Below are 21,824 nucleotides of genomic sequence, written 5' to 3'. Positions count from 1 at the left end.
AATATTTATCGTTCTAATAAGTATCGTTCCAATAAGTCGTACTTAAAAAGAAAAAGAATGGCGAAACTGCACAAAACTTTTGAAAGTTTTTTGGCAGCAGGAGAACACAAGGGAGAAATTGCCGAAACGCTCTTTGCAAAGCTGTTTTTTTGCCGTAAACTGTATGTGTAAGGCGAACGCCAGCCCCCAAAAACCGGAGCTGGAGCACGCCGCGACAGGGCGCGGGACAATGAAGTTGCGGAGGACGAGCGGAATGCGAAACATGCTGCTGAAAACCATCGGCCGCCAGTGCGGTGAGGGTCATCAGGGCCTCGGTGTAACTTCATGCCAGAACACCCGCTTGGGGTGCGCCGCTCTGGAACAAATGCAGAAATAAAAGGCCGTGGTGCAGGTGTACCACAGCCTTTTTTGTTTGCCGTGGATCGGAAAAGAGAAAGAGAGGTTGGATTTCGATGGTTCGGAAAGTTGCAGTCATTATGGGTTCGGACAGCGATTGGCCGGTGGTCAAGGGGGCCTGTGCCCAGCTCAAGGCGCTGGACATCCCGTTTGAGGCACACATCCTGTCGGCACACCGCACCCCGGCGGAGGCGGCTGCCTTTGCCAAGGGCGCAAAAGAGAATGGTTTTGGCGTCATTCTCTGCGCTGCCGGCATGGCCGCCCATCTGGCCGGTGCCTTTGCCGCCAACACCACCCTGCCCGTCATCGGCATCCCGATGAAAGGCGGTGCCATGGACGGCCTGGACGCCCTGCTGGCCACCGTGCAGATGCCCAGCGGCATCCCTGTGGCGACCGTGGCCCTGAACGGTGCCAAGAACGCCGCCTGGCTGGCCGCTGAGATCCTGGCCCTGAGCGACGATGCTCTGGCCGCCAAGCTGGCTGCCGAGCGCGCGGCCATGGCGGAACAGATCGCCGCCAAAGAGGAAAAACTGCAGAAAGAGATCGAGGAACTGTAATGTCTGATTTTGCATATCCGCTTCACGAAGAGTGCGGCGTTTTTGGCATCTATGACCGCGCCGGGACGGAGGACGTGGCCGCTGCCGCTTACTCCGCCCTGTACGCGCTGCAGCACCGCGGCCAGGAGAGCTGCGGCATCGCCGTCAACGACGATGGCGTCATTGAGGGCCACCGGGATCTCGGCCTTGTCAACGAGGTGTTCACCCCGGCGGTGCTGGCCTCTCTGGCAAAGCCTACCGCCCACATGGCTACCGGCCATGTCCGGTATGCCACTTCCGGCAGCCGGGTGCGGGCCAATGCTCAGCCCATGATCGTCCGGCATGGCCGGGGCACCATGGCCCTGTGCCACAACGGCAACCTGACCAATGCATTGGAGCTCCGCCGCCAGCTGGAAAATGAGGGGGCCATCTTCCATGGCTCCTCTGATACCGAAGTGATCTGCTACCTCGTTACCCGCAACCGCTTGCGGATGGGCAGCATTGAGACTGCCATCAGCAAGACGATGGACGTGCTGGAGGGTGCTTACAGCCTCGTCATCATGTCCGCCACCAAGCTCATCGCGGTGCGTGACCCCCGCGGCTACCGGCCCCTGTGCATCGGTACCCTGCCGGGCGGCGGCTATGTCTTCGCCAGCGAGAGCTGCGCCCTGGACGCCGCTGGAGCCACTCTCCTGCGGGATGTGGAACCCGGTGAGATCGTGGTGGCCGATGCCAAGACCGGCGAGCTGCGGAGCATCCGGGATCATGTGGGCCGCCCGGACAGCCAGATGTGCGTGTTTGAGTACATCTACTTCTCCCGCCCGGACAGCATCATTGAAGGCCAGTCCGTCCACGAGGCACGCAAGCAGGCGGGCCGCTTCCTGGCGCAGGAGCACCCCGTGGAGGCCGATGTGGTCATCGGCGTGCCGGACTCCGGCCTGGACGCCGCCCTCGGCTACTCCGAGGAGAGCGGCATCCCCTACGGCATCGGCTTCATCAAAAATAAATACATTGGCCGCACCTTTATCCAGGGCAGCCAGAAACAGCGCGAGAACAGCGTCCGCATCAAGCTCAACGCGGTGACCAGCACCGTCAAGGGCAAGCGGGTGGTGCTGGTGGATGACTCCATCGTCCGCGGCACCACCTCCGCCCGCATCATCAAGCTGCTGCGGGACGCGGGTGCCAGGGAGGTCCATTTCCGGGTCTCGGCTCCGCCGTTCAAGTATCCCTGCTATTTCGGCACGGATATCCCGGACCAGAAGCTTCTGGTGGCCACGGGCCGCACCGTGGACCAGATCAATGAGATCATCGGGGCGGACACGCTGGGCTACCTTTCCACGGAGCATGTGGTCAAGCTGGCTCCCAATGCCCACTGTGGTTTCTGCACGGCCTGCTTCACGGGGGAATACGCCGTCAAGCCGAAGGAAGTGCTTTCGACCGATATTCACGAGCGTCATCTCAACGACCGTCCCAAGGACGAGAAAAAGTTAGGAGAGTAACAAGATGGAAAAGAGCTATTCGGAAAGCTATGCAGCAGCAGGTGTGGATATCACCGCTGGTTACCGCTCGGTGGAGCTGATGAAACAGTACGTTGCCCGCACCATGAACGAGCACTGCATCGGTGGTCTGGGCGGTTTTGGCGGCCTGTTTGAGCTGGACTGCACGGGCTACAAGCACCCGGTGCTGATCTCCGGCACCGACGGCGTGGGCACCAAGCTGAAGATCGCCATGATCCTGGACAAGCACGACACCATCGGCATCGACTGCGTGGCCATGTGCGTCAACGATGTCATCTGCGCTGGTGCAAAGCCGCTGGTCTTCCTGGATTACATCGCCTGCGGCCGCAACATCCCGGAAAAGATCGCTGAGATCGTCAAGGGCGTGGCCGAGGGCTGCGTGCAGGCCGATTGCTCTCTGGTGGGCGGCGAGACCGCCGAGCACCCGGGCATGATGCCGGAGGAGGAGTACGATCTGGCCGGTTTCACCGTGGGCGTTGTGGACAAAGAAAAGATCCTGAACAACGACACCATGAAGCCCGGTGATGTCATTCTGGCACTGCCCTCCACGGGCGTCCACTCCAACGGCTTCTCGCTGGTGCGCAAGATCTTTGACATCGACGGCAACCCCGATATTCTGAAGACCGCTCCCGCGGAGCTGGGCGGCAAGACCCTGGGCGAGGCCCTGCTGGCCCCCACCAAAATTTACGTCAAGCCCGTGCTGAAAGTGCTGGAAGAGGTGGATGTCAAGGGCATCTCCCACATCACCGGCGGCGGCTTCTATGAAAACATCCCCCGCAGCCTGAAGAAAGGCTGCTGCGCCCGCATCAAGAAAGAGGATGTCCGCACCCCGGCCCTCTTCCACCTGATGCAGAAAGAGGGCGGCATCTCCGAGCACGATATGTTCAACACCTTTAACATGGGTGTGGGCATGGTGCTCACTGTCCCGGCCGAGCAGGCAGACAAGGCACTGGACATCCTCCACGCGAACGGCGAGCCGGAGGCTTACCGCCTGGGCGTCATTGCAGAAGGCGAGGGTGTGGAGCTGTGCTGAACATTGCAGTGCTCGTCTCCGGCGGCGGCACCAACCTGCAGGCCCTGCTGGACAGCGAAGCCCGGGGCGAGAACCCCAACGGCAAGATCAAACTGGTGGTGGCCTCCAAGCCCGGTGTCTATGCGCTGGAGCGGGCCGCCAAGGCTGGCGTGGAGGGCGTTGTTGTCCGCCGCAAGGATTATGCCGCCAGCGAAGACTTTGACGCCGCCCTGCTGGCCGTGCTCAAGGAGCACGACATCGACCTGGTGGTGCTGGCGGGCTTTCTGTCCGTGCTGGGCCCCAGCGTCATCGCGGCCTATCCGCGCCGCATCCTGAACGTCCACCCCGCCCTCATCCCGTCGTTCTGCGGGCCCGGCATGTACGGCCTGCGCCCCCACGAGGCCGCGCTGGCCCGGGGCTGCAAGGTGACGGGTGCCACCGTCCACTTTGTCAACGAGGAGTGCGACGGCGGGCCCATCCTGCTGCAAAAGGCCGTGGACATCCTGCCCGGCGATACCCCCGAGGTGCTGCAGAAGCGGGTGATGGAGCAGGCCGAGTGGAAGCTGCTGCCCAAGGCAGTGGCCATGATTTGTAATGGAGAGATAAAATAATGGAAAAGATCGACCTGAACGAATATCTGGCTTCCAACGAGTACCCCGGCCGCGGCATTGCAGTGGCAAAGGCCCCGGATGGCCGCCAGATGTTCATTGGCTATTTTATCATGGGCCGCAGCGAGAACAGCCGCAACCGCGTGTTTGACCCCGTGCCCGAGCGGGGCGGGATCTGCACCATCGCGGCCGACCCGGCAAAGCTGGAAGACCCCAGCCTCATCATCTACAACCCCGTGCTCACCCTGGGCAAGACCCACATTGTGACCAACGGCGACCAGACGGATACCATCTACGATGGCATGAGCCGCGGCAAGAGCTTTGCCGACAGTCTGCGCACCCGCACCTTTGAGCCGGACGGCCCCAACTACACCCCCCGCATTTCCGCCGTGGTGTACGAGGACGGCAGCTATCAGATGAGCATTCTCAAATCCGCCGACGGCAATGGCGAGAGCGTCCAGCGCTATTTCTTCGATTATCCCCAGCCTGTGGCCGGTGAGGGCCACTTCATCAGCACCTACAAGCACAACGGCAGCCCCATCCCCAGCTTTGAGGGCGAGCCCCTCCGCTTTGCCTGCCCCCGCACCATCGGCGATTTTGCCCAGGGCCTGTGGAGCAGCCTGAACGCCGACAACAAAGTGAGCCTGTTTGCCCGGGTGATCGACCTGGAGACCGGCGAGAGCGGCGACATGATCTTCAACAAATACGACGCCGTCTGCAGCGACCTGGACGACCCCGAGGAGCCGGAGCTGCTGCCCGAGGAGCTGGAACTGCTCAAGAAGCTCGACGCTGAGGAAGAATAAACGCACCGGAGATTTTAAGGAGGATGCACCAATGAATGAACTTGCACTGAAGTACGGCTGCAACCCCAACCAGAAGCCCAGCCGCATTTATATGGAAGATGGCTCCGACCTGCCCGTGACCGTGTTGAACGGCAAGCCCGGCTACATCAATTTTCTGGATGCCCTCAACTCCATCCAGCTGGTCAAGGAGCTGAAAACCGCCTGCGGCCTGCCCGCGGCGGCCTCGTTCAAGCATGTTTCCCCGGCGGGCGCGGCCCTGGGCCTGCCCCTGACCGAGGTGGAGCGGAAGATGTACCACATTGCCCCGGATTTTGAGCTCTCCCCGCTGGCCTGCGCCTATGCCCGCGCCCGCGGTGCCGATCGCATGTCTTCGTTCGGCGACTGGATCGCCCTCTCCGAGGTCTGTGATGTCCCCACCGCAAAGCTCATCCAGCACGAAGTCTCCGACGGCATCATTGCCCCGGGCTACGAGCCGGAAGCCCTGAAGATCCTTGCCAGCAAGAAAAAGGGCAACTACAACGTGGTCGCCATCGACCCGGACTACAAGCCCAACCCCGTGGAGCACAAGCAGGTGTACGGCATCACCTTTGAGCAGGGCCGCAACGAGCTGGCCATCAACGCCGACACCATGCTCACCAACTGGGTCACCGAGAACAAGACCGTGACCGAGGAGCAGAAGCGGGACCTCATCATTGCCCTCATCACCCTGAAATACACCCAGTCCAACAGCGTCTGCTACACCTACGGCGGCCAGACCATCGGCGTGGGTGCCGGCCAGCAGAGCCGCATCCACTGCACCCGTCTGGCCGGCCAGAAAGCCGACAACTGGCAGCTGCGCCACATGGACAAGGTGCTCAACCTGCCGTTCCGCGATGATGTGGCAAAGCCCAACCGGGACAACGCCATTGATGTTTACATCGGCGACACCCCGGAGGATGTCATTGGCGACGATGTCTGGGCCGAGACCTTTACCGAGCAGCCCGCGCCTTTGACCGCCGAAGAGAAGAAAGAGTACCTGAGCCATGTAACGGGCGTCTGCCTGGGCTCTGACGCGTTCTTCCCCTTTGGCGACAACATCGAGCGTGCCCGCCGCTCCGGCGTGACGGCCATCGTCCAGCCCGGCGGCTCCATCCGCGACCAGCAGGTCATTGACACCTGCAACAAGTACGGCATCGCCATGGCGTTCTGCGGCATCCGGCTGTTCCATCACTGAGCAAAGAGCAACGGAAGCGATGTACAGACAATGCTTTCATAAAGAAGGTACAGATATGAAAAAGAAAATCTTAGTAGTCGGCGGCGGCGGGCGTGAGCACGCCATCATCAAGGCGCTGAAAAAGAGCCCGGACTGCGGCGAGGTATGGTGCGCGCCGGGCAACGGCGGCATCAGCTATGACGCCCGGTGCAAGAACATCAAGGCCACGGATGTGGAGGCCATGGTGGCCTTTGCGGCCGAAGAAAAATTTGATTATGTCGTGGTGGCGCAGGATGACCCCCTGGCGCTGGGCATGGTGGACGCGCTGGCAAAGGTCGGCATCCCGGCCTTTGGCCCGGACAAGGCTGCTGCCCGCATTGAGGCTTCCAAGGTCTTCTCCAAGGACCTGATGAAGAAATACGGCATCCCCACCGCCCAATATGAGACATTCGATGACCCGGCCAAGGTCATGGAGTACATCAAGGCCGAGGGCAAATACCCGGTGGTCATCAAGGCCGACGGCCTGGCGCTGGGCAAGGGCGTGCTGATCTGCGAGAACGAGCAGCAGGCCGCCGACGGCGTGAAAGAGATCATGCTGGACAAAAAGTTCGGCGCTTCCGGCAACCATGTGGTGGTGGAAGAATTCCTCACCGGCCCGGAGGTCAGCGTGCTGAGCTTCACGGACGGCAAGGTGGTAAAGCCCATGGTGTCCAGCATGGACCACAAGCGTGCCAATGACCACGACACCGGCCTGAACACCGGCGGCATGGGCACGGTGGCTCCCAACCCCTACTACACCCCGGCGATCGCCGCCGAGTGCATGGAGAAAATTTTCCTGCCCACCATCCATGCCATGAACGCCGAGGGCTGCCCCTTTCAGGGTTGCCTCTACTTCGGCCTCATGCTCACCCCGGACGGCCCCAAGGTCATTGAGTACAACTGCCGCTTCGGCGACCCTGAGACCCAGGTGGTGCTGCCCCTGCTCCAGAGCGACCTGCTCCAGATCATGCTGGCCTGCACCAACGGCACGCTGGCGGACACGGAAGTCAAGTTCTCGGACGGTGCCGCTGCCTGTGTCATTCTGGCCTCCGGCGGCTACCCTGTCAGCTACGAGAAAGGCAAGCCGATCTCCGGCCTGACGGACGGCCAGCTGGCAGGGGAGGAGAACATCACGGTCTACCACTCCGGCACGGCCATCCAAGAGGACGGCACGCTGGTGACCAACGGCGGCCGTGTGCTGGGCGTGACGGCCACGGCTGACCGCCTGACCGCTGCCATCACCCAGGCCTACGCCGCCGCCGAGAAGATCTCGTTCGAGAAGCTGCACAAGCGGACGGACATCGGCTTCCGGGCCCTGAAAGCAATTGCGGAGAAAGAATAACAGCTGCTCTGTACAACCTCTCCGTCATCGCCGCGCAATGCCACCTCTCCCGAAGTGAGAGGCTTTGGCAGGCCGTAAAGTTTATAAAAAACGCCATGCGTTCCTACAAAACGATACCTCTTTGCCAAGGGCTCGCCCTTTGGGAGAGCTGGACGCCGATAGGCGGCCTGAGAGGGCTAAGACGCTAAAAATAAAGGGGGATTTTACCCAATGGTCTATCGTATTTATGTCGAGAAAAAGCCCGGCTTTGATGTGGAAGCCGAGGGCCTGAAAAATGAGCTGGTCTCGCTGCTGGGCATCCAGTCCCTGAACGGGGTGCGGCTGCTCAACCGCTACGACGTGGAGGGCATTGATGAAGCTCTGTTCCACCAGTGCGCCACCACCGTGTTCAGCGAGCCGCCGGTGGACAACACCTACGACACCCTGCCTCAGGATGGCGGCGTGTCCTTTGCGGTGGAGTACCTGCCCGGCCAGTTCGACCAGCGCGCCGATTCTGCCGCCGAGTGTATCCAGCTCATCAGCCAGGGCGAGCGCCCGCTGGTCCGCTCCGCCAAGGTCTACCTGCTGCAGGGCGCTCTGACCGACGAGCAGCTGGCTGAGATCAAGAAATATGTCATCAACCCGGTGGAGGCCCGCGAGGCTTCGCTGGAGGAAAAGGCCACCCTCAAGATGGAGTACCCCGTCCCCACCGCCGTGGCCGTGCTGGAGGGCTTCAACCAGCTGGAGGAAGAGGGCCTGAAAGAGTTTATCAACAAGCAGGGCCTCGCCATGGATCTGGGCGACATCAAGTTCTGCCAGGAATATTTCCGCTCCGAGAAGCGGGACCCCACCATCACCGAGATCAAGATGATCGACACCTACTGGTCCGACCACTGCCGCCACACCACGTTCGGCACCATTCTGGACGATGTGCAGATCGACGACGCCGTGGTGCAGGAAGCCTTTGACCGCTACATGGCCATGCGCGCGGATCTGGGCCGGGAGAACAAACCCCGCTGCATGATGGACCTGGCCACCATTGGTGCCAAGGAATTGAAAAAGCAGGGCATCCTCAAGAATCTGGACGAGTCCGACGAGATCAACGCCTGCACCGTCAAGATCAAGTGCGATGTCAACGGCAAGGAGGAGGACTGGCTGTTCCTCTTCAAGAACGAGACGCACAACCACCCGACGGAGATCGAGCCGTTCGGCGGTGCTGCCACCTGCATCGGCGGTGCCATCCGCGATCCGCTGTCCGGCCGCAGCTACGTCTATCAGGCCATGCGCGTCACCGGCGCGGGCGACCCGCTGGTACCCGTCAGCCAGACGCTGCCCGGCAAACTGCCCCAGCGCAAGCTGGTGACCACCGCCGCCGCCGGTTATTCCTCTTACGGCAACCAGATCGGTCTGGCGACCGGTCAGGTGGATGAGATCTATCACCCCGGTTATGTGGCAAAGCGGATGGAGATCGGCGCGGTCGTGGGTGCTACCCCCGCTTCCCATGTCCGCCGCGAGTGCCCCGCCCCCGGGGATGTCATCGTTCTGCTGGGCGGCCGCACCGGCCGCGACGGCATCGGCGGTGCCACCGGTTCCTCCAAGGCCCACAACCTCGAAAGCCTGGACCACTGCGGTGCCGAGGTGCAGAAAGGCAACGCTCCCATCGAGCGCAAGCTGCAGCGCCTGTTCCGCCGGGAAGACGCCTGCAAGATGATCAAGCGCTGCAATGACTTTGGCGCCGGCGGCGTGTCTGTCGCCATTGGCGAGCTGGCCGATGGCCTGTACATCGACCTGAACAAGGTCACCAAGAAATACGACGGTCTGGACGGTACCGAGCTGGCCATCAGCGAGAGCCAGGAGCGCATGGCCGTGGCCCTGGCCCCGGAAGACGTGGACAAGTTCATCGCCCTGGCCAACGAGGAAAACCTTGAGGCGACCCCCGTGGCAAAGGTCACCGAGGAAAAACGCCTGAACATGGTCTGGAACGGTGTGTCCATCGTTAACATCAGCCGCGAGTTCCTCAACTCCAATGGTGCCGAGAAGCACCAGAATGTCCATATCGAAAAGGGCACCGTCTGGCAGCCCCAGTGGTCTGGCATCACCTTTGGCCAGAAGATGAAGCACATGGTGGGCGATTTGAACGTGTGCAGCAAAAAGGGCCTGTCTGAGCGGTTCGACTCCACCATTGGAGCCGCTACCGTCCTGATGCCCTTTGGCGGTGCCTATCAGCTCACCCCGCAGAACGCCATGGTGGCAAAGCTGCCGGTGGACGGCGAGACGACTACCTGCTCCGGCATGGCCTGGGGCTACAACCCCTACCTGACGAGCGCCAACCAGTACGTTGGTGCCCGTATGGCCGTGGTGGAGAGCGTTACCAAGCTGGTGGCCTCCGGCTTCCGCTTCGAGGACGCCTATCTGACGTTCCAGGAATACTTCGAGCGTCTGGGCAATAAGCCTGAGCGCTGGGGCAAGCCGCTGGCTGCCCTGCTGGGCGCGCTGGATGCCCAGATGGGCCTGGGCATTGGCTCCATCGGCGGTAAAGATAGCATGTCCGGCTCCTTTGAGGAACTGGATGTGCCTCCCACGCTGGTGTCGTTTGCTACCGCCATCGGCAAGGCAGGCCGTGTGGTCTCCACCGAGTTCAAGAAGCCGGAGAGCACCGTCGTGCTGGTGCGCCCCATCCTCGACCCCGAGACGGGCTGCCCCAACTTCTCTTCCCTGAAAGCCAACTACAAGATGGTGGAGCAGATGATGGAAGAGGGCATGGTGGCCGCTGCCTGCTCCGTGGGCTTTGGCGGCCTGGCCGAGGCTCTGTTCAAGATGGGCCTGGGCAACCGCATCGGTTTCAAGATGATGGCCGATAAATCCACCGGCGAGATGTTTGAGCCCATGTACGGCTCCATCGTGCTGGAAATGGTCTCCGACTCTCCGGCCGGTGAGCTGCTGGGCGAGACCACCAAAGATTACATGTTCGAGTGCTGCGGCGAGAAGCTGGATATGGCCCAGCTGCAGGAGATCTGGGAGTCCAAGCTGGAGCCCGTGTACCCCTACCGCAAGGCAGGCGCCAGTGTGGAGAAGATCGACGGCCAGCTGGCTGCTCCCGCCGCCCCCAAGATCGGCGTGGCAAAACCGAAAGTGATCATCCCGGTCTTCCCGGGCACCAACTGCGAGTACGACACCGCCAAGGCCTTTGCCCGGGCCGGTGCGGACCCGGAGATCCTCGTCATCCGCAACCTGACCCCGGCGGACGTCACCGCCAGCTGCGAGGCTCTGGTCAAGGCCATTGACAACAGCCAGATCGTCATGCTGCCCGGCGGCTTCTCCGGCGGCGACGAGCCGGACGGCAGCGCCAAGTTCATTGCATCGTTCTTCCGCAGCCCCGCCGTCACCGAGGCCGTGCGCAGCCTGCTCCAGAAGCGGGACGGCCTGATGCTGGGCATCTGCAACGGCTTCCAGGCCCTGATCAAGCTGGGTCTGGTGCCCTACGGCGATATCCGCGAGATCAGCCAGTATGACCCGACCCTGACGTTCAACACCATTGGCCGCCACCAGAGTATGCTGGTGCGCACCCGGATTGCTTCCACGGGCAGCCCCTGGCTGAGCAAGTGCGCCGTGGGCGACGAGTATACCGTGGCCATCAGCCACGGCGAGGGCCGCTTTGTGGCTCCCCAGCAGGTGCTGGACAAGCTGATCGCCAACGGCCAGGTCGCCACCCAGTACGTTGATCTGGAGGGCCAGCCCACCATGGACCAGAGCTACAACCCCAACGGCTCGGTGCTGGCCATCGAGGGCATCACCAGCCCGGACGGCCGCGTCTTTGGCAAGATGGGCCACTCGGAGCGCAGCGGCGAGTTCCTGTACAAGAACGTGACTGGCGACAAGTACCAGCCGATCTTTGAGGGCGGCGTAGACTATTTCAAGGTTTGATGGTAGAATAGAGAAAAAACTCTTTCCGTCATCGCTGGCGCGATGCCACCTCCCTCGGAGAGGGAGGCTGAAAGGCCCCCTCTTTGAGGGGGCTGTCGCCGGAAGGCGACTGGGGGAGTTACTTTCAGGAGGAAAACCAATGTCTCAGCATGACCGTTATATCAGCCCTTTTTCCACCCGCTACTCCTCCGATGAGATGCAGTACATCTTCTCGGATGACAACAAGTTCCGCACCTGGCGCCGCCTGTGGGTGGCGCTGGCCCGGGCCGAGATGAAGCAGGGCCTGACCAATATCACCCCCGAAATGGTGGCCGAGCTGGAAGCCCATGTGGACGATATCAACTATGACGTCGCCATTGCCCGGGAGAAACTGGTCCGCCACGACGTGATGAGCCACGTCTATGCCTACGGCCAGCAGTGCCCCAAGGCCGCCGGCATCATCCATCTGGGTGCTACCAGCTGCTATGTGGGCGACAACACCGACATCATCGTGATGCGGCAGGGCCTGGAGCTCATCCGCAAAAAGCTCATTGGCGTGCTGGCCAAGCTGGCCCACTTTGCCAAGGAGTACAAGGACATGCCCTGCATGGCCTACACCCACTGCCAGCCCGCCCAGCCCACCACCGTGGGCAAGCGCGCCACCCTGTGGGCCAACGAGCTGGTGATGGACCTCAACGAGATCGACCACCGGCTGGCTACCCTGCAGCTGCGCGGCGTCAAGGGCACCACCGGCACCCAGGCTTCCTTTATGGAGCTGTTCAAGGGCGACGCCGACAAGATCCGCGCCGTGGATGCCTCCATCGCCGAGGAGATGGGCTTTGACCGCGAGGCCGTCATCCCTGTCTCGGGCCAGACCTACAGCCGCAAGGTGGATGCATTCATCCTCAACGCGCTGGCCGGGATTGCCCAGAGCTGCATGAAGTTTGCCACCGACCTGCGTCTGCTGGCCAACTTCAAGGAGATGGAGGAGCCCTTTGAGAAGAATCAGATCGGTTCTTCCGCCATGCCCTACAAGCGCAACCCCATGCGGTGCGAGCGCATCTGCGCCCTGGCCCGCTACCTGATGGTGGACGTGCTCAACCCCAGCATCACCACGGGCACCCAGTGGTTTGAGCGCACCCTGGACGACAGCGCCAACAAGCGCATCGCCATGGCCGAGGGCTTCCTGGCTGCCGACGCGATCCTGAACATCATGCTCAACGTCACCGACGGCATCGTGGTCTACCCCAAGGTCATCCGCAGCCGTCTGATGGCAGAGCTGCCGTTCATGGCCAGCGAGAACATCATGATGCAGGCCGTGGAAAAGGGCGGCAACCGTCAGGAGCTGCACGAGCGCCTGCGCCAGCACGCCATTGCCGCCGGCAAGCAGGTCAAGGAAGAGGGCCTGCCCAACGATATGGTGGACCGCGTTGCGGCGGACCCCGCCTTTGGCCTGACCAAAGAGGAGATCGTGGCCGGTCTGGTGCCGGAGAATTTTGTGGGCCGTGCACCCCAGCAGGTGGACGAGTTCATCGCTCACATCCTCAAGCCCATTTTTGACGCCAACCCCGATGCTGTGGAGCAGCACGCGAGTTTGAGCGTCTGAGAATCAGAATGGAGAGGCCATTGCCGTAAGGCGGTGGCCTCTTTTCTGTTGCGGAAAAACACGATACATGATAAAATGGGACAAAAATGATTTTAGGAGCAAAACAATGCGTCTCGATAAATATCTGGCCGAAACGGCCCAGTGCACCCGGAGCGAGGCAAAAAACCTGCTGCAAAAGGGGCGGGTGACGGTCAATGGAGCCGTCTGCAAAAAAGGCGACACCCAGCTCAAAGACAGCGACACCGTGGCCGTGGACGGCCAGCCGCTGGCGTACCAGCAATTCGTCTACCTCATGCTCAACAAGCCCGAGGGGGTGGTGAGCGCGTCCACCGACAAGCGGGACACCACCGTGGTGGACTTGATAGGGGATGCCTACCCCCGGCGGGAGCTGTTCCCGGCCGGGCGGCTGGACAAGACCAGCACCGGCTTTGTGCTGCTGACGGACGACGGCGGCTTTGCCCACGACATCCTGGCCCCCAAGCGCCATGTCTCCAAGACCTACACCGTCACGCTGGACACCCCGCTGACCGAAGAGATGCGGCAGGGCTTTGCCGAGGGCGTTACCCTGGCGGACGGCACGGCCCTCTCCCCGGCAGAGGTGAGCGCCCTCTCGGAGGACGGCCTTGTGGTGCGGGTGGTGCTCAAACAGGGGGTGTACCACCAGATCAAGCGGATGTTCGGCGTGTACGGCGCAGGCGTCAACGGGCTGCACCGGGATGCCATCGGCGGGCTGGAGCTGGACAAAACGCTGACTCCGGGCCAGTGGCGGGAGCTGACGGCGGCTGAAGTGGCAGAAATTACCACGAAATGAGGTCGGCTTTTCACGCGGATTTCAAAAAAGCATCACATTTAGCCGTTAAAATAGGGCCAAGAACCACGCAAAAAGGCACTTTTTGGCCGAAAAGCGACTCCGGCAGATAATTTGACCAAGAAAATAGAAACTTTTTTGGTGAAATATGTTGCAAAAGTAAATTCTTTTGTGTAAAATATAGATTGTAAAGCGGCGAAATTGTTAAAAATCACAATCCATGCCACAGCGGCTTGCACAAAAGAGGAAAAGGGGTATCCATTTATGGCCAATAGAGTATTTCAGAGCGTGATCTACCAGATGAAAGACGCGATCGACCGTGTGGTCGGCGTGGTGGATGAGACCGGCGCGGTGATCTCCTGCTCCGAGCTGAACCTGATCGGCGAGGTGCGTGAGGGCTTTATGGCTGAACGCCTGACCGCGGGCGACCGCTTTGTGCGGGACGGTTACACCTACCAGCAGTTCTCCAGCGCAAAGCATAACGACTATGCCGTGTTTGTGGAAGGCGCTGACGAGACGGCTGGCCAGTTTGCCGCGGTGCTCTCCATCAGCCTGCAGAGCATCAAACAGTATCATGACGAAAAGTTCGATAAGTCCAACTTTATCAAGAACGTCGTGCTGGACAACATCCTGCCCGGCGATATCTACGCCAAGGCCCGCGAGCTGCACTTTGCCACCGATGTTTCCCGTGTGGTGTTCATCGTGCGCGTGACCTCCGGCGGCGATATCTCCGCTTACGATGTGGTCAGCAGCCTGTTCCCTGATAAGCAGAAGGACTTCGTTTTCAATATCAGCGAGACGGACACCGTCCTCGTCAAGGAGATCCGCAAGGGCATCGACCGCTCCGATATGGAGAAGCTGGCCGCCAGCATTGTGGATACCCTCTCCGGCGAGCATTACATCAAGGCTGTCGTCGGCATTGGCACCCCCATTGCCAACGTCAAGGATCTGGCTACCAGCTTCAAGGAAGCCCAGATCGCCATGGAAGTGAGCAAGGTGTTTGATGCCGAGAAGCAGATCATCCGCTACGATAACCTCGGCATCGCCCGCCTGATCTACCAGCTGCCCACCACCGTGTGTGAGATGTTCCTGCGCGAGGTGTTCAAGCAGGGCAGCATCGAGAGCCTGGATCAGGAGACGCTGTTCACCATCCAGCGCTTCTTTGAAAACAACCTGAACGTTTCTGAAACCAGCCGCGGCCTGTTTGTCCACCGCAATACGCTGGTGTATCGTCTGGAAAAGATCAAAAAGCTGACCGGCCTGGACCTGCGTGAGTTCGATGACGCTATCGTCTTCAAGGTGGCGTTGATGGTCAAGAAGTACCTGTCCAACAACCCGGCCAAATATTGATGTTTCGCCAAGGCGGCTGCAAGGGCCGCCGGCGCAGAACCGGCCGCTCGAAACCCGATGCTGGCCGGTTCTTTTTTCGGGAAAAATTCTTGACCCGCAAATTCAAAAGTCAGGAGTATCCATCTCATGATAGATTTTGAACACGTTTCCAAAGAATATAAAAAGGGCGGCAAGCTGGCGCTGGAGGATGTGAACTTCCATGTGGACGACGGCGAGTTCGTGTTCCTGCTGGGCCACTCCGGCGCGGGCAAATCCACCCTGCTCAAGCTCATTCTCCGCGAGGAAGTGCCCAGCGAGGGCAAGGTGCTTGTGGACGGCCGGGATGTGGCCCGGATGCGCCGCCGCCAGATCCCCTACCTGCGCCGCCAGATGGGCATTATCTTCCAGGATTTCCGCCTCATCCCCAGTATGACGGTGTATGAGAACATCGCCTTTGCCATGCATGTGACCAACATCGGCCGCAAACAGATCAAAGAGCGGGTGGGCTACATGCTGGAGCTGGTGCATCTGGAGGATAAGGCCAATGTCTACCCGGAGTTCCTCTCCGGCGGTGAGCAGCAGCGTGTGGCCGTGGCCCGCGCCCTGGCCCACGCCCCCAAGCTGGTCATTGCAGACGAGCCCACTGGCAACATCGACCCCGAGCTGAGCCTTGAGATGATGGAGCTGCTGGAGCGGGTAAGCGAAATGGGCATTACCGTCCTCGTTGTTACCCATGAGCACGAGCTCGTGCACCGCTTCCATCAGCGTGTCGTCACCCTGAAAGAGGGCCGCATCATCTCGGACGTTCCCGCGGATAAAAAGGAGGTGCTGGTATGAAGCCCTCGACTTTCGCGTTCCTTACCAAGCGCGGCGTGCGCAACCTGGGCAAGCACTGGGCCATGACCATTGCCTGCATCGCCTCCCTCAGCGTCTGCATGACGTTGAACATTTTTGCCACCCTGGTCGAAGTCAATGTGGACAGCATGGTCAATTACCTGGGCCAGCAGAACGAGATGGTGGTCTATGTGGACCCCAATGCGGACGACGCCACCATCCAGTCGGTAGGGGAGAAGATCGCCGCCACCCCGGGTGTGAGCCGGATGCAGTATATGTCCAAAGAGGACGTCCTCAACCAGTACCGGGGGTATATGGCGGATTACGCCGTCCTGCTGGATGAATTTGAGACGGACAATCCGTTCAAGGCCAACTACCGCGTCTCACTGGGCGACCTGAGCCAGATGAGCGCCATGAGCCAGACGTTCCAGCAGATCCCCGGCGTGTACAGCGTGGCGGCTCCCATTGAGATGACCAACACGTTTGTGCAGGTGCAGCAGGCCGTCACGCAGATGGGCCGCGGCATCGTGCTGGTGCTGATGATCGTCAGCATCATCACGGTGGGCAGCACCATCCGCCTCAGCGTCTTTGCCCGCCGCCGGGAAATTGAGATCATGAAATATGTGGGCGCCACCAACGCCCTTGTCACCCTGCCGTTCGTCATTGAGGGTCTGACCATGGGCCTGCTCTCCGGTCTGCTCACAGCGGGCGTTACCATCGGCGGGTACGCGTATATCGTGCAGGCGTCCAGCACGCTGGGCGGCCTGTGGCAGCTGCTGATGGGCACGGCTCTGGTGCCGCTGGAATATGTCTGGCGCAACATCCTGGTCTACAGCCTGGCCGGCGGTGCCATCGTCGGCGGCTTCGGCAGTATGTTCTCCATCCGCAAACATCTCAATGTGTAAGCGAAAGGAGCACCCTCAGTGAAACACCCAAAACATTCCGCAGGGTTTGTCCTGTACCACCGCCCGGCCCACGAAAAGCCCCGCGGCGGCCGCGGCACGTTCCTCCGGGCAGCCAGCCTCTTTGTGGCGGCGGCCTGCCTGACCCTGAGTGTCACGGTCTATCCGGCCTCTGCAGCCACCAGCATGTCCTCACTGCAGAACAAGCTCAACAAGCTCTCGCAGTCCATTGAGCAGCACAAGAAAGAACTCTCGAATGCCAAGAAGAAAGAGGCCGCCGCCAAGCAGCTGGAGTCCGACCTGAAAGAAAAGGTCACGGTCATCCAGGGGCAGATCGGCGTGCTCAAGAGCCAGATCGCCGATGTGCAGAACAGCATCGGCGTCAAGGAGCAGGAGATCACCGCCAAGGAAGCGGAGATCGCCGCCAAGGAAGCGGAGATCGCGGACCAGTGGGACGGCTTCAAGCAGCACATGGCCGCCATGCAGGAGCTGCGGGACGGCGGCAGCGTGGCCATGCTGGCCTCGGTGAACGACCTGTACGAGCTGCTGACGTTCAATGAAGTGATGCAGGATATCTCCATCAAAGACACCGAGATCCTCAACAACATGAAGAACGCCAAAGAGGCGCTCCAGAACGATAAGGCTGTGCTGGAAGAGGAACGCACCCAGCTCCAGAGCAAAAAGGCCGAGTTGGACGCCCAGAACAGCCAGATGCAGTCCAAGCAGAACGAGTTGAATTCCAGCGTCCGGGAAGCCCAGCTGAGTGCGGCTGAGGCCCAGAAAGCCCAGCAGGATGCCAAGGCGGCCATCGAGTCTGATGAGATGAACTACGAGGCCGTCAAGAAAGAGATCCAGAAGCTGATCGCCGCGGCTGCGGCGGCGCAGCCCCAGTTGAGCTTTACCGGCTTCATCTGCCCGCTCAAGAGCTATACCCGCATCTCCAGTGAGTACGGCTGGCGCAAAAACCCGGTTTCCGGCGTCAACAAGCTCCACGCTGGCACCGACTTTGCCGCCCCGGGGGGGACGCCCATCTACGCGGCCGCCAGCGGCTATGTGCAGGTGGCTGGCTGGTCCAGCGGCGGCTATGGCAACTATGTCATCATCTATCACGGCAAAATGTCGGACGGTGTGGCTTACAGTACGCTGTACGGCCATATGCGCTCGGTGGCCACCTCGGCGGGCAAGTATGTCAAGCAGGGTGAGGTCATCGGTTATGTGGGCAGCACTGGCAATTCCACGGGCAACCACCTCCACCTGGAAGTGTGGCGCGGCGGTTCCAAGGCGAACGCGGTCAACCCCCGCGGTTATATCCCCATGAGATAAAGGAGGCCATTTGGCGATTATGAACGAAGAAAAACGCAAGCGCTTTCTGCGCGTTGGCTGTTTGCTGCTTGCAGGGGTGTTCCTGCTCTCGGTCCTCGGGAGCGTGGTGCTGATGCTGCTGGTCTGAGCGTGGAGGAACGGAAATGAATCGGAAGATCTCTTTGGGGATGGCGGTCACCATCGTCATCCTGGCCATGACCGTTACGTTCTCCATTACCATGCTGCTGGCCATGCGGCTGTTTGACAGCACCGTGTCCAGCGTCAAAGAAAAAGAGAGCATGTACAACAAGCTGGCCGAAGTAGACCGCTATGTGCGCGGCAACGATTACTATGATATCGACGAGACGGTGCTCTACGACCGCCTGAGCGCCGGCTACCTGCTGGGCACCGGCGATAAGTACGCCCGGTACTACACTGCCTCCGCCTATACCGACCTGATCAACGTCCAGAACGGCACCCTGCTGGGCATTGGTGTGGAGCTGGCCATCGACCAGTCCGGCTATGCCAAGGTCACCAAGGTGTATACGGATTCTCCCGCCCAGGAAGCAGGGATCAAAGTGGGCGATTACATCACCGCTGTGGACGGCGATGATGTCAAGAGCATGTCGGGTGTGGACGCCGTCCAGACCCGCCTGCGGGGCGAGTCCGGCACCAGTGTCAAAGTCACCTGGCTGGACAGTGAGGCCTCGGAGCACAACGCGGACCTGACCCATTCCGGCTATACCGCTACCACCGTGGATTCTGCTCTGCTGCAGGATTCGGTGGGGTACATCAAAATCTGGCAGTTCGATGGCACCACTCCCAGTGAGCTGGATTACGCCCTGCGCAGCCTGACCGCCAGCGGGGCCACCAGCCTGGTGTTTGACCTGCGGGATAACGGCGGCGGCATCCTCGAAGATGCCATCAGCTGCATCGACCTCATCACCCCGGAGGGGACGCTGGCCTATGCCGAGGATAAGTACGGCAACCGCACCCTACTGGGCAGCAGCACCGGCGAAAGCGCCATCGCCCTGCCGCTGGTCTGCCTGGTCAACGGCAACACGGCCAGCGCGGCGGAGCTGTTTGCATCCAGCCTGCGTACCCTAAGCGGGGCCCGGCTGGTGGGCACCACCACCATGGGCAAGGGCACCATCCAGTCCAGCCCCCAGCGTCTGTCCGATGGCAGCGCTGTGGTGGTCACGGTGGCAAAGCTGCTCTGCGGCGACGGCTCCTGTTTTGACGGCACGGGCCTGACCGTGGATGTGGAGCGCAGCCTGACTGCCGATGAGCAGACCAGCTACTACGACTTTACCCTCGATACCGACCCGCAGATCCAGCGTGCCGTCAGCACGGCTCAACAGCTCAGCGGTACTACCACTGTGGGCGGTGTCAACGAGGCCGCTTCCAGCGCGGCTGCAGAGGATGCCGGTGCCGACAGTGAAGGGAGCGTTGAAAGCGAGTCTGCCGCGGAGAGCGAAGCCGTCAGCGAGAGCGAGGCTGCATCTTCCGAAGCATCCAGTGAGGCGGCTGAAAGCGCCGCATCCTCCAACGGCTGAAACAACAAGTGAATCAACAAAAGGCCCCCGGCGCAGTGCCGGAGGCCTTTTTGCCAGAAATGTGATAACACGAAAGGATGGAACCTATGCCGGAGCTGACTGACCTGTCTTACGTCCGCGCTTTGTGCGAAAAATACGATTTTGCCCTTTCCAAGGGATTCGGGCAGAACTTTATCATCAACCCGGGCATCCCCCAGAAGATCGTGGACGTCAGCGGCGTGGACAAGCGCTATGGTGTCATTGAGATCGGCCCTGGCATCGGTGTGTTGACCCGGGAGCTGGCCAAGCGGGCTGCCAAGGTAGTGTCCATTGAGGTGGACGAGCGCCTGCCGCCCCTGCTGGCTGAGACGATGGCCGGGGTGGACAATTTTAAACTGGTCATGCAGGACGTGCTGAAAGTGGACCTCCGGGCCCTCATTGCCGAGGAATTCCCCGGGATGCCAGTGGCCCTCTGCGCCAACCTGCCCTATTACATCACCAGCCCCATCGTCATGAAGCTGCTGGGCGACCGCCTGCCCATCGAGAGCTTGACCGTCATGGTCCAGAAAGAGGCAGCCGACCGTCTGGCCGCGACCCCCGGCACCCGGGCTTCCAGCGCCATCAGCTGCGCGGTGAGTTACTACGCCACCTCGAAGATGATGTTCACCGCCGCTCCGGGCAGCTTCTACCCGGCTCCCAAGGTGACCAGCGCGGTGGTCCGCATGGACATCCGCCCCACCCCCGCCGTGCAGGTAGAGGACGAGGAGGGCTATTTTGCCCTCATCCGCGCGGCCTTTGGCCAGCGCCGAAAGACCGCTGCCAACGCCATCGCCAGCGGCCTCTCGCTGCCCAAAGAGAATGTCATCCACGCCATTGAGGCCGCAGGCTTCGACGCCCGTATCCGCCCCGAGGCGCTGACCCTGGAGGACTTTGCCGCCATCCAGCAGGCGCTGAAAGCGGCCAACGCATAAGAAAAAGCAAAATGAAGCAGCTGCAAAAGTTGAACTTGCCAAACCGGCATTCTGGTGATATAATATCCCATGTAATGTCTGCTGGTGTGGCGCAATGGCAGCGCAACTGATTTGTAATCAGTGGGTTGCAGGTTCAACTCCTGTCACCAGCTCCATTTAAGGCACCTGAATCCGTTGAGGGTTCGGGTGTTTTTCTTTTGGGAAGAGGCTGCCCGCATTCCTGTAAAATAATTTGCGGCAAAAAACTTGACAAATCCCCGGGGCAGTGGTAAGATATACAGGCAGTCCGGCACGGACTGTGAAAAGAATATGGGCGTGTTCCCGAGTGGCCAATGGGGACAGACTGTAAATCTGCTGCTTTTCAGCTTCGGTGGTTCGAATCCACCCGCGCCCACCAAACAAGAAAAATCCGAACCTATTTCCGATTGGAGAAGGGTTCGGATTTTTCGTTTTCTTCGGGTTTGAGAATGAAGGCTCCCGTGGACGGCGTAAAACTCCGATACCTTGTCATAGACCGTAAGCCAATAACGAGATTTGGAGGATGCGATTATGAAGTACGATGCAAGAGCCTGCCATTTCAACATGGACACTGGATGTGTGGAGCTGCGGCTCCGGGATGGGAGAAAAATCTCCATCGACTGTACCGGGGTCGAGGATGCGCTGGATGTGACCATGGCCCAGCAGACTGAACTGGACTACCTCATCTACAACGACCCACTGGGCTATGCGGATTTGATTCTGAACGGTGACCCGGAGGAATATTTGAAAAATGCAGCCGGGAGCCATGGGCTAGAAGATTGAGGGCAAAAAAATAAGAGGTGTGCCCAACTGGACACACCTCGGTGAGATACATCTATATAAGGCAGGGCGTTCCCTTTACTGGGAGCGTCCTGCTGTTTTTATGCTGCAACAGGCAAGGCTTGTAGAGCTTCCTGCTCTTTCAGCCATTCCTCATATTCACGCTGGCCTTCCTCGCTGTTGAAAAACTCAACCATGGAGGGATAAAAGCAACGTGCAAGGGTCTTGATTGCTTCATCCGGGTAGCCGGATTTGTTTGACTTCTTCTTTTTGTTCAAATGGTATCCTCCGAAAATCAAAGTTCCATATCCTGCCCACGCTTGCGGTTTTTCTGCGGCACATTCATGGTGCGCTCCTGCTTGGGAGCAAGAATCTTTTCCAGAAAACCGCGCACCAGTTCAGGAGCACGGTG

General features: G+C 60.4%; 19 protein-coding genes and 2 tRNA genes. 20 read left to right on the top strand and 1 reads right to left on the bottom strand.

The window, feature by feature from the left end; all coding sequences use genetic code 11:
• Positions 1-253 precede the first annotated feature (253 nt).
• From C4N22_RS13150 to C4N22_RS07870, 20 genes are all read left to right on the top strand, one after another.
• Entirely contained in the window at positions 254-376 is a 123-nt protein-coding gene (locus C4N22_RS13150) for a hypothetical protein (protein WP_278320324.1), read from the top strand.
• A 76-nt stretch (positions 377-452) separates the two neighbouring features.
• Entirely contained in the window at positions 453-953 is a 501-nt protein-coding gene (gene purE, locus C4N22_RS07960; RefSeq protein WP_022256627.1) for a 5-(carboxyamino)imidazole ribonucleotide mutase, read from the top strand.
• Positions 953-2,431 (top strand): amidophosphoribosyltransferase, encoded by a 1,479-nt coding sequence (gene purF, locus C4N22_RS07955; RefSeq protein ID WP_112148581.1) that lies wholly within the window; start codon positions 953-955, stop codon positions 2,429-2,431. Before purE ends, purF begins: the two co-directional genes overlap by 1 nt.
• Before the next feature lie 4 nt (positions 2,432-2,435).
• Positions 2,436-3,482, top strand: a complete 1,047-nt coding sequence (purM, locus tag C4N22_RS07950) for a phosphoribosylformylglycinamidine cyclo-ligase (RefSeq protein WP_022256625.1) — start codon at positions 2,436-2,438, stop codon at positions 3,480-3,482.
• On the top strand, positions 3,476-4,072 hold the full coding sequence (gene purN / locus C4N22_RS07945) for a phosphoribosylglycinamide formyltransferase (protein WP_112148580.1): 597 nt from the start codon (positions 3,476-3,478) through the stop codon (positions 4,070-4,072). Before purM ends, purN begins: the two co-directional genes overlap by 7 nt.
• A complete protein-coding gene (locus tag C4N22_RS07940) occupies positions 4,072-4,872 on the top strand; it encodes an IMP cyclohydrolase (RefSeq protein WP_112116012.1) in 801 nt (266 codons plus the stop codon). The genes purN and C4N22_RS07940 overlap by 1 nt, the downstream gene beginning before the upstream one ends.
• Positions 4,873-4,903: 31 nt before the next feature.
• Entirely contained in the window at positions 4,904-6,085 is a 1,182-nt protein-coding gene (locus C4N22_RS07935; protein WP_112148579.1) for a phosphoribosylaminoimidazolecarboxamide formyltransferase, read from the top strand.
• Positions 6,086-6,140: 55 nt separating this feature from the next.
• A complete protein-coding gene (gene purD, locus C4N22_RS07930) occupies positions 6,141-7,445 on the top strand; it encodes a phosphoribosylamine--glycine ligase (RefSeq protein ID WP_112148578.1) in 1,305 nt (434 codons plus the stop codon).
• A gap of 210 nt (positions 7,446-7,655) precedes the next feature.
• A complete protein-coding gene (locus C4N22_RS07925; RefSeq protein WP_112148577.1) occupies positions 7,656-11,348 on the top strand; it encodes a phosphoribosylformylglycinamidine synthase in 3,693 nt (1,230 codons plus the stop codon).
• Between the two features lie 139 nt (positions 11,349-11,487).
• A complete protein-coding gene (gene purB / locus C4N22_RS07920) occupies positions 11,488-12,933 on the top strand; it encodes an adenylosuccinate lyase (RefSeq protein ID WP_022257046.1) in 1,446 nt (481 codons plus the stop codon).
• Between the two features lie 106 nt (positions 12,934-13,039).
• Entirely contained in the window at positions 13,040-13,744 is a 705-nt protein-coding gene (locus tag C4N22_RS07915) for a pseudouridine synthase (RefSeq protein WP_112148576.1), read from the top strand.
• Positions 13,745-14,005: 261 nt separating this feature from the next.
• Positions 14,006-15,091, top strand: coding sequence for a PucR family transcriptional regulator (locus C4N22_RS07910; protein WP_022257044.1), 1,086 nt, complete (start codon positions 14,006-14,008; stop codon positions 15,089-15,091).
• Positions 15,092-15,217: 126 nt separating this feature from the next.
• Positions 15,218-15,907 carry a cell division ATP-binding protein FtsE gene (gene ftsE / locus C4N22_RS07905; protein ID WP_022257043.1) on the top strand — a complete coding sequence of 230 codons (690 nt, stop codon included), beginning with the start codon at positions 15,218-15,220 and terminating at the stop codon, positions 15,905-15,907.
• Positions 15,904-16,809: a cell division protein FtsX gene (locus tag C4N22_RS07900; RefSeq protein ID WP_112116008.1), complete on the top strand. Its 906-nt coding sequence runs from the start codon at positions 15,904-15,906 to the stop codon at positions 16,807-16,809. The genes ftsE and C4N22_RS07900 overlap by 4 nt, the downstream gene beginning before the upstream one ends.
• Before the next feature lie 18 nt (positions 16,810-16,827).
• Positions 16,828-18,129, top strand: coding sequence for a M23 family metallopeptidase (locus C4N22_RS07895; protein ID WP_112148575.1), 1,302 nt, complete (start codon positions 16,828-16,830; stop codon positions 18,127-18,129).
• Positions 18,130-18,272: 143 nt separating this feature from the next.
• Entirely contained in the window at positions 18,273-19,664 is a 1,392-nt protein-coding gene (locus C4N22_RS07890; protein ID WP_112148574.1) for a S41 family peptidase, read from the top strand.
• 86 nt (positions 19,665-19,750) lie between these two features.
• Positions 19,751-20,614, top strand: coding sequence for a 16S rRNA (adenine(1518)-N(6)/adenine(1519)-N(6))-dimethyltransferase RsmA (gene rsmA, locus C4N22_RS07885; RefSeq protein ID WP_022257038.1), 864 nt, complete (start codon positions 19,751-19,753; stop codon positions 20,612-20,614).
• 80 nt (positions 20,615-20,694) lie between these two features.
• A tRNA-Thr gene (locus C4N22_RS07880) sits at positions 20,695-20,769 on the top strand.
• 156 nt (positions 20,770-20,925) lie between these two features.
• Positions 20,926-21,011 (top strand) — tRNA-Tyr (locus C4N22_RS07875).
• A gap of 152 nt (positions 21,012-21,163) precedes the next feature.
• The gene (locus tag C4N22_RS07870) at positions 21,164-21,415 is read left to right on the top strand and encodes a DUF6061 family protein (protein WP_112148573.1); all 252 of its coding nucleotides are present in this window, start codon (positions 21,164-21,166) and stop codon (positions 21,413-21,415) included.
• A gap of 98 nt (positions 21,416-21,513) precedes the next feature.
• Here the strand turns inward: C4N22_RS07870 and C4N22_RS07865 are convergent, their stop codons facing one another.
• A complete protein-coding gene (locus C4N22_RS07865; RefSeq protein ID WP_223387700.1) occupies positions 21,514-21,690 on the bottom strand; it encodes a hypothetical protein in 177 nt (58 codons plus the stop codon).
• Between the last annotated feature and the right edge of the window lie 134 nt (positions 21,691-21,824).

It is taken from the genome of Faecalibacterium prausnitzii, assembly GCF_003287495.1.
GTDB lineage: Bacteria > Bacillota > Clostridia > Oscillospirales > Ruminococcaceae > Faecalibacterium > Faecalibacterium prausnitzii_I.
This window is presented reverse-complemented; position numbering and strand designations above follow the sequence as displayed.

Coding starts and splice junctions, on each gene's coding strand:
- C4N22_RS13150 (WP_278320324.1), top strand. CDS start 254: ATGCGAAACATGCTGCTGAAAACCATCGGCCGCCAGTGCGGTGAGGGT.
- purE (WP_022256627.1), top strand. CDS start 453: ATGGTTCGGAAAGTTGCAGTCATTATGGGTTCGGACAGCGATTGGCCG.
- purF (WP_112148581.1), top strand. CDS start 953: ATGTCTGATTTTGCATATCCGCTTCACGAAGAGTGCGGCGTTTTTGGC.
- purM (WP_022256625.1), top strand. CDS start 2,436: ATGGAAAAGAGCTATTCGGAAAGCTATGCAGCAGCAGGTGTGGATATC.
- C4N22_RS07940 (WP_112116012.1), top strand. CDS start 4,072: ATGGAAAAGATCGACCTGAACGAATATCTGGCTTCCAACGAGTACCCC.
- C4N22_RS07935 (WP_112148579.1), top strand. CDS start 4,904: ATGAATGAACTTGCACTGAAGTACGGCTGCAACCCCAACCAGAAGCCC.
- purD (WP_112148578.1), top strand. CDS start 6,141: ATGAAAAAGAAAATCTTAGTAGTCGGCGGCGGCGGGCGTGAGCACGCC.
- C4N22_RS07925 (WP_112148577.1), top strand. CDS start 7,656: ATGGTCTATCGTATTTATGTCGAGAAAAAGCCCGGCTTTGATGTGGAA.
- purB (WP_022257046.1), top strand. CDS start 11,488: ATGTCTCAGCATGACCGTTATATCAGCCCTTTTTCCACCCGCTACTCC.
- C4N22_RS07915 (WP_112148576.1), top strand. CDS start 13,040: ATGCGTCTCGATAAATATCTGGCCGAAACGGCCCAGTGCACCCGGAGC.
- C4N22_RS07910 (WP_022257044.1), top strand. CDS start 14,006: ATGGCCAATAGAGTATTTCAGAGCGTGATCTACCAGATGAAAGACGCG.
- ftsE (WP_022257043.1), top strand. CDS start 15,218: ATGATAGATTTTGAACACGTTTCCAAAGAATATAAAAAGGGCGGCAAG.
- C4N22_RS07900 (WP_112116008.1), top strand. CDS start 15,904: ATGAAGCCCTCGACTTTCGCGTTCCTTACCAAGCGCGGCGTGCGCAAC.
- C4N22_RS07890 (WP_112148574.1), top strand. CDS start 18,273: ATGAATCGGAAGATCTCTTTGGGGATGGCGGTCACCATCGTCATCCTG.
- rsmA (WP_022257038.1), top strand. CDS start 19,751: ATGCCGGAGCTGACTGACCTGTCTTACGTCCGCGCTTTGTGCGAAAAA.
- C4N22_RS07870 (WP_112148573.1), top strand. CDS start 21,164: ATGAAGTACGATGCAAGAGCCTGCCATTTCAACATGGACACTGGATGT.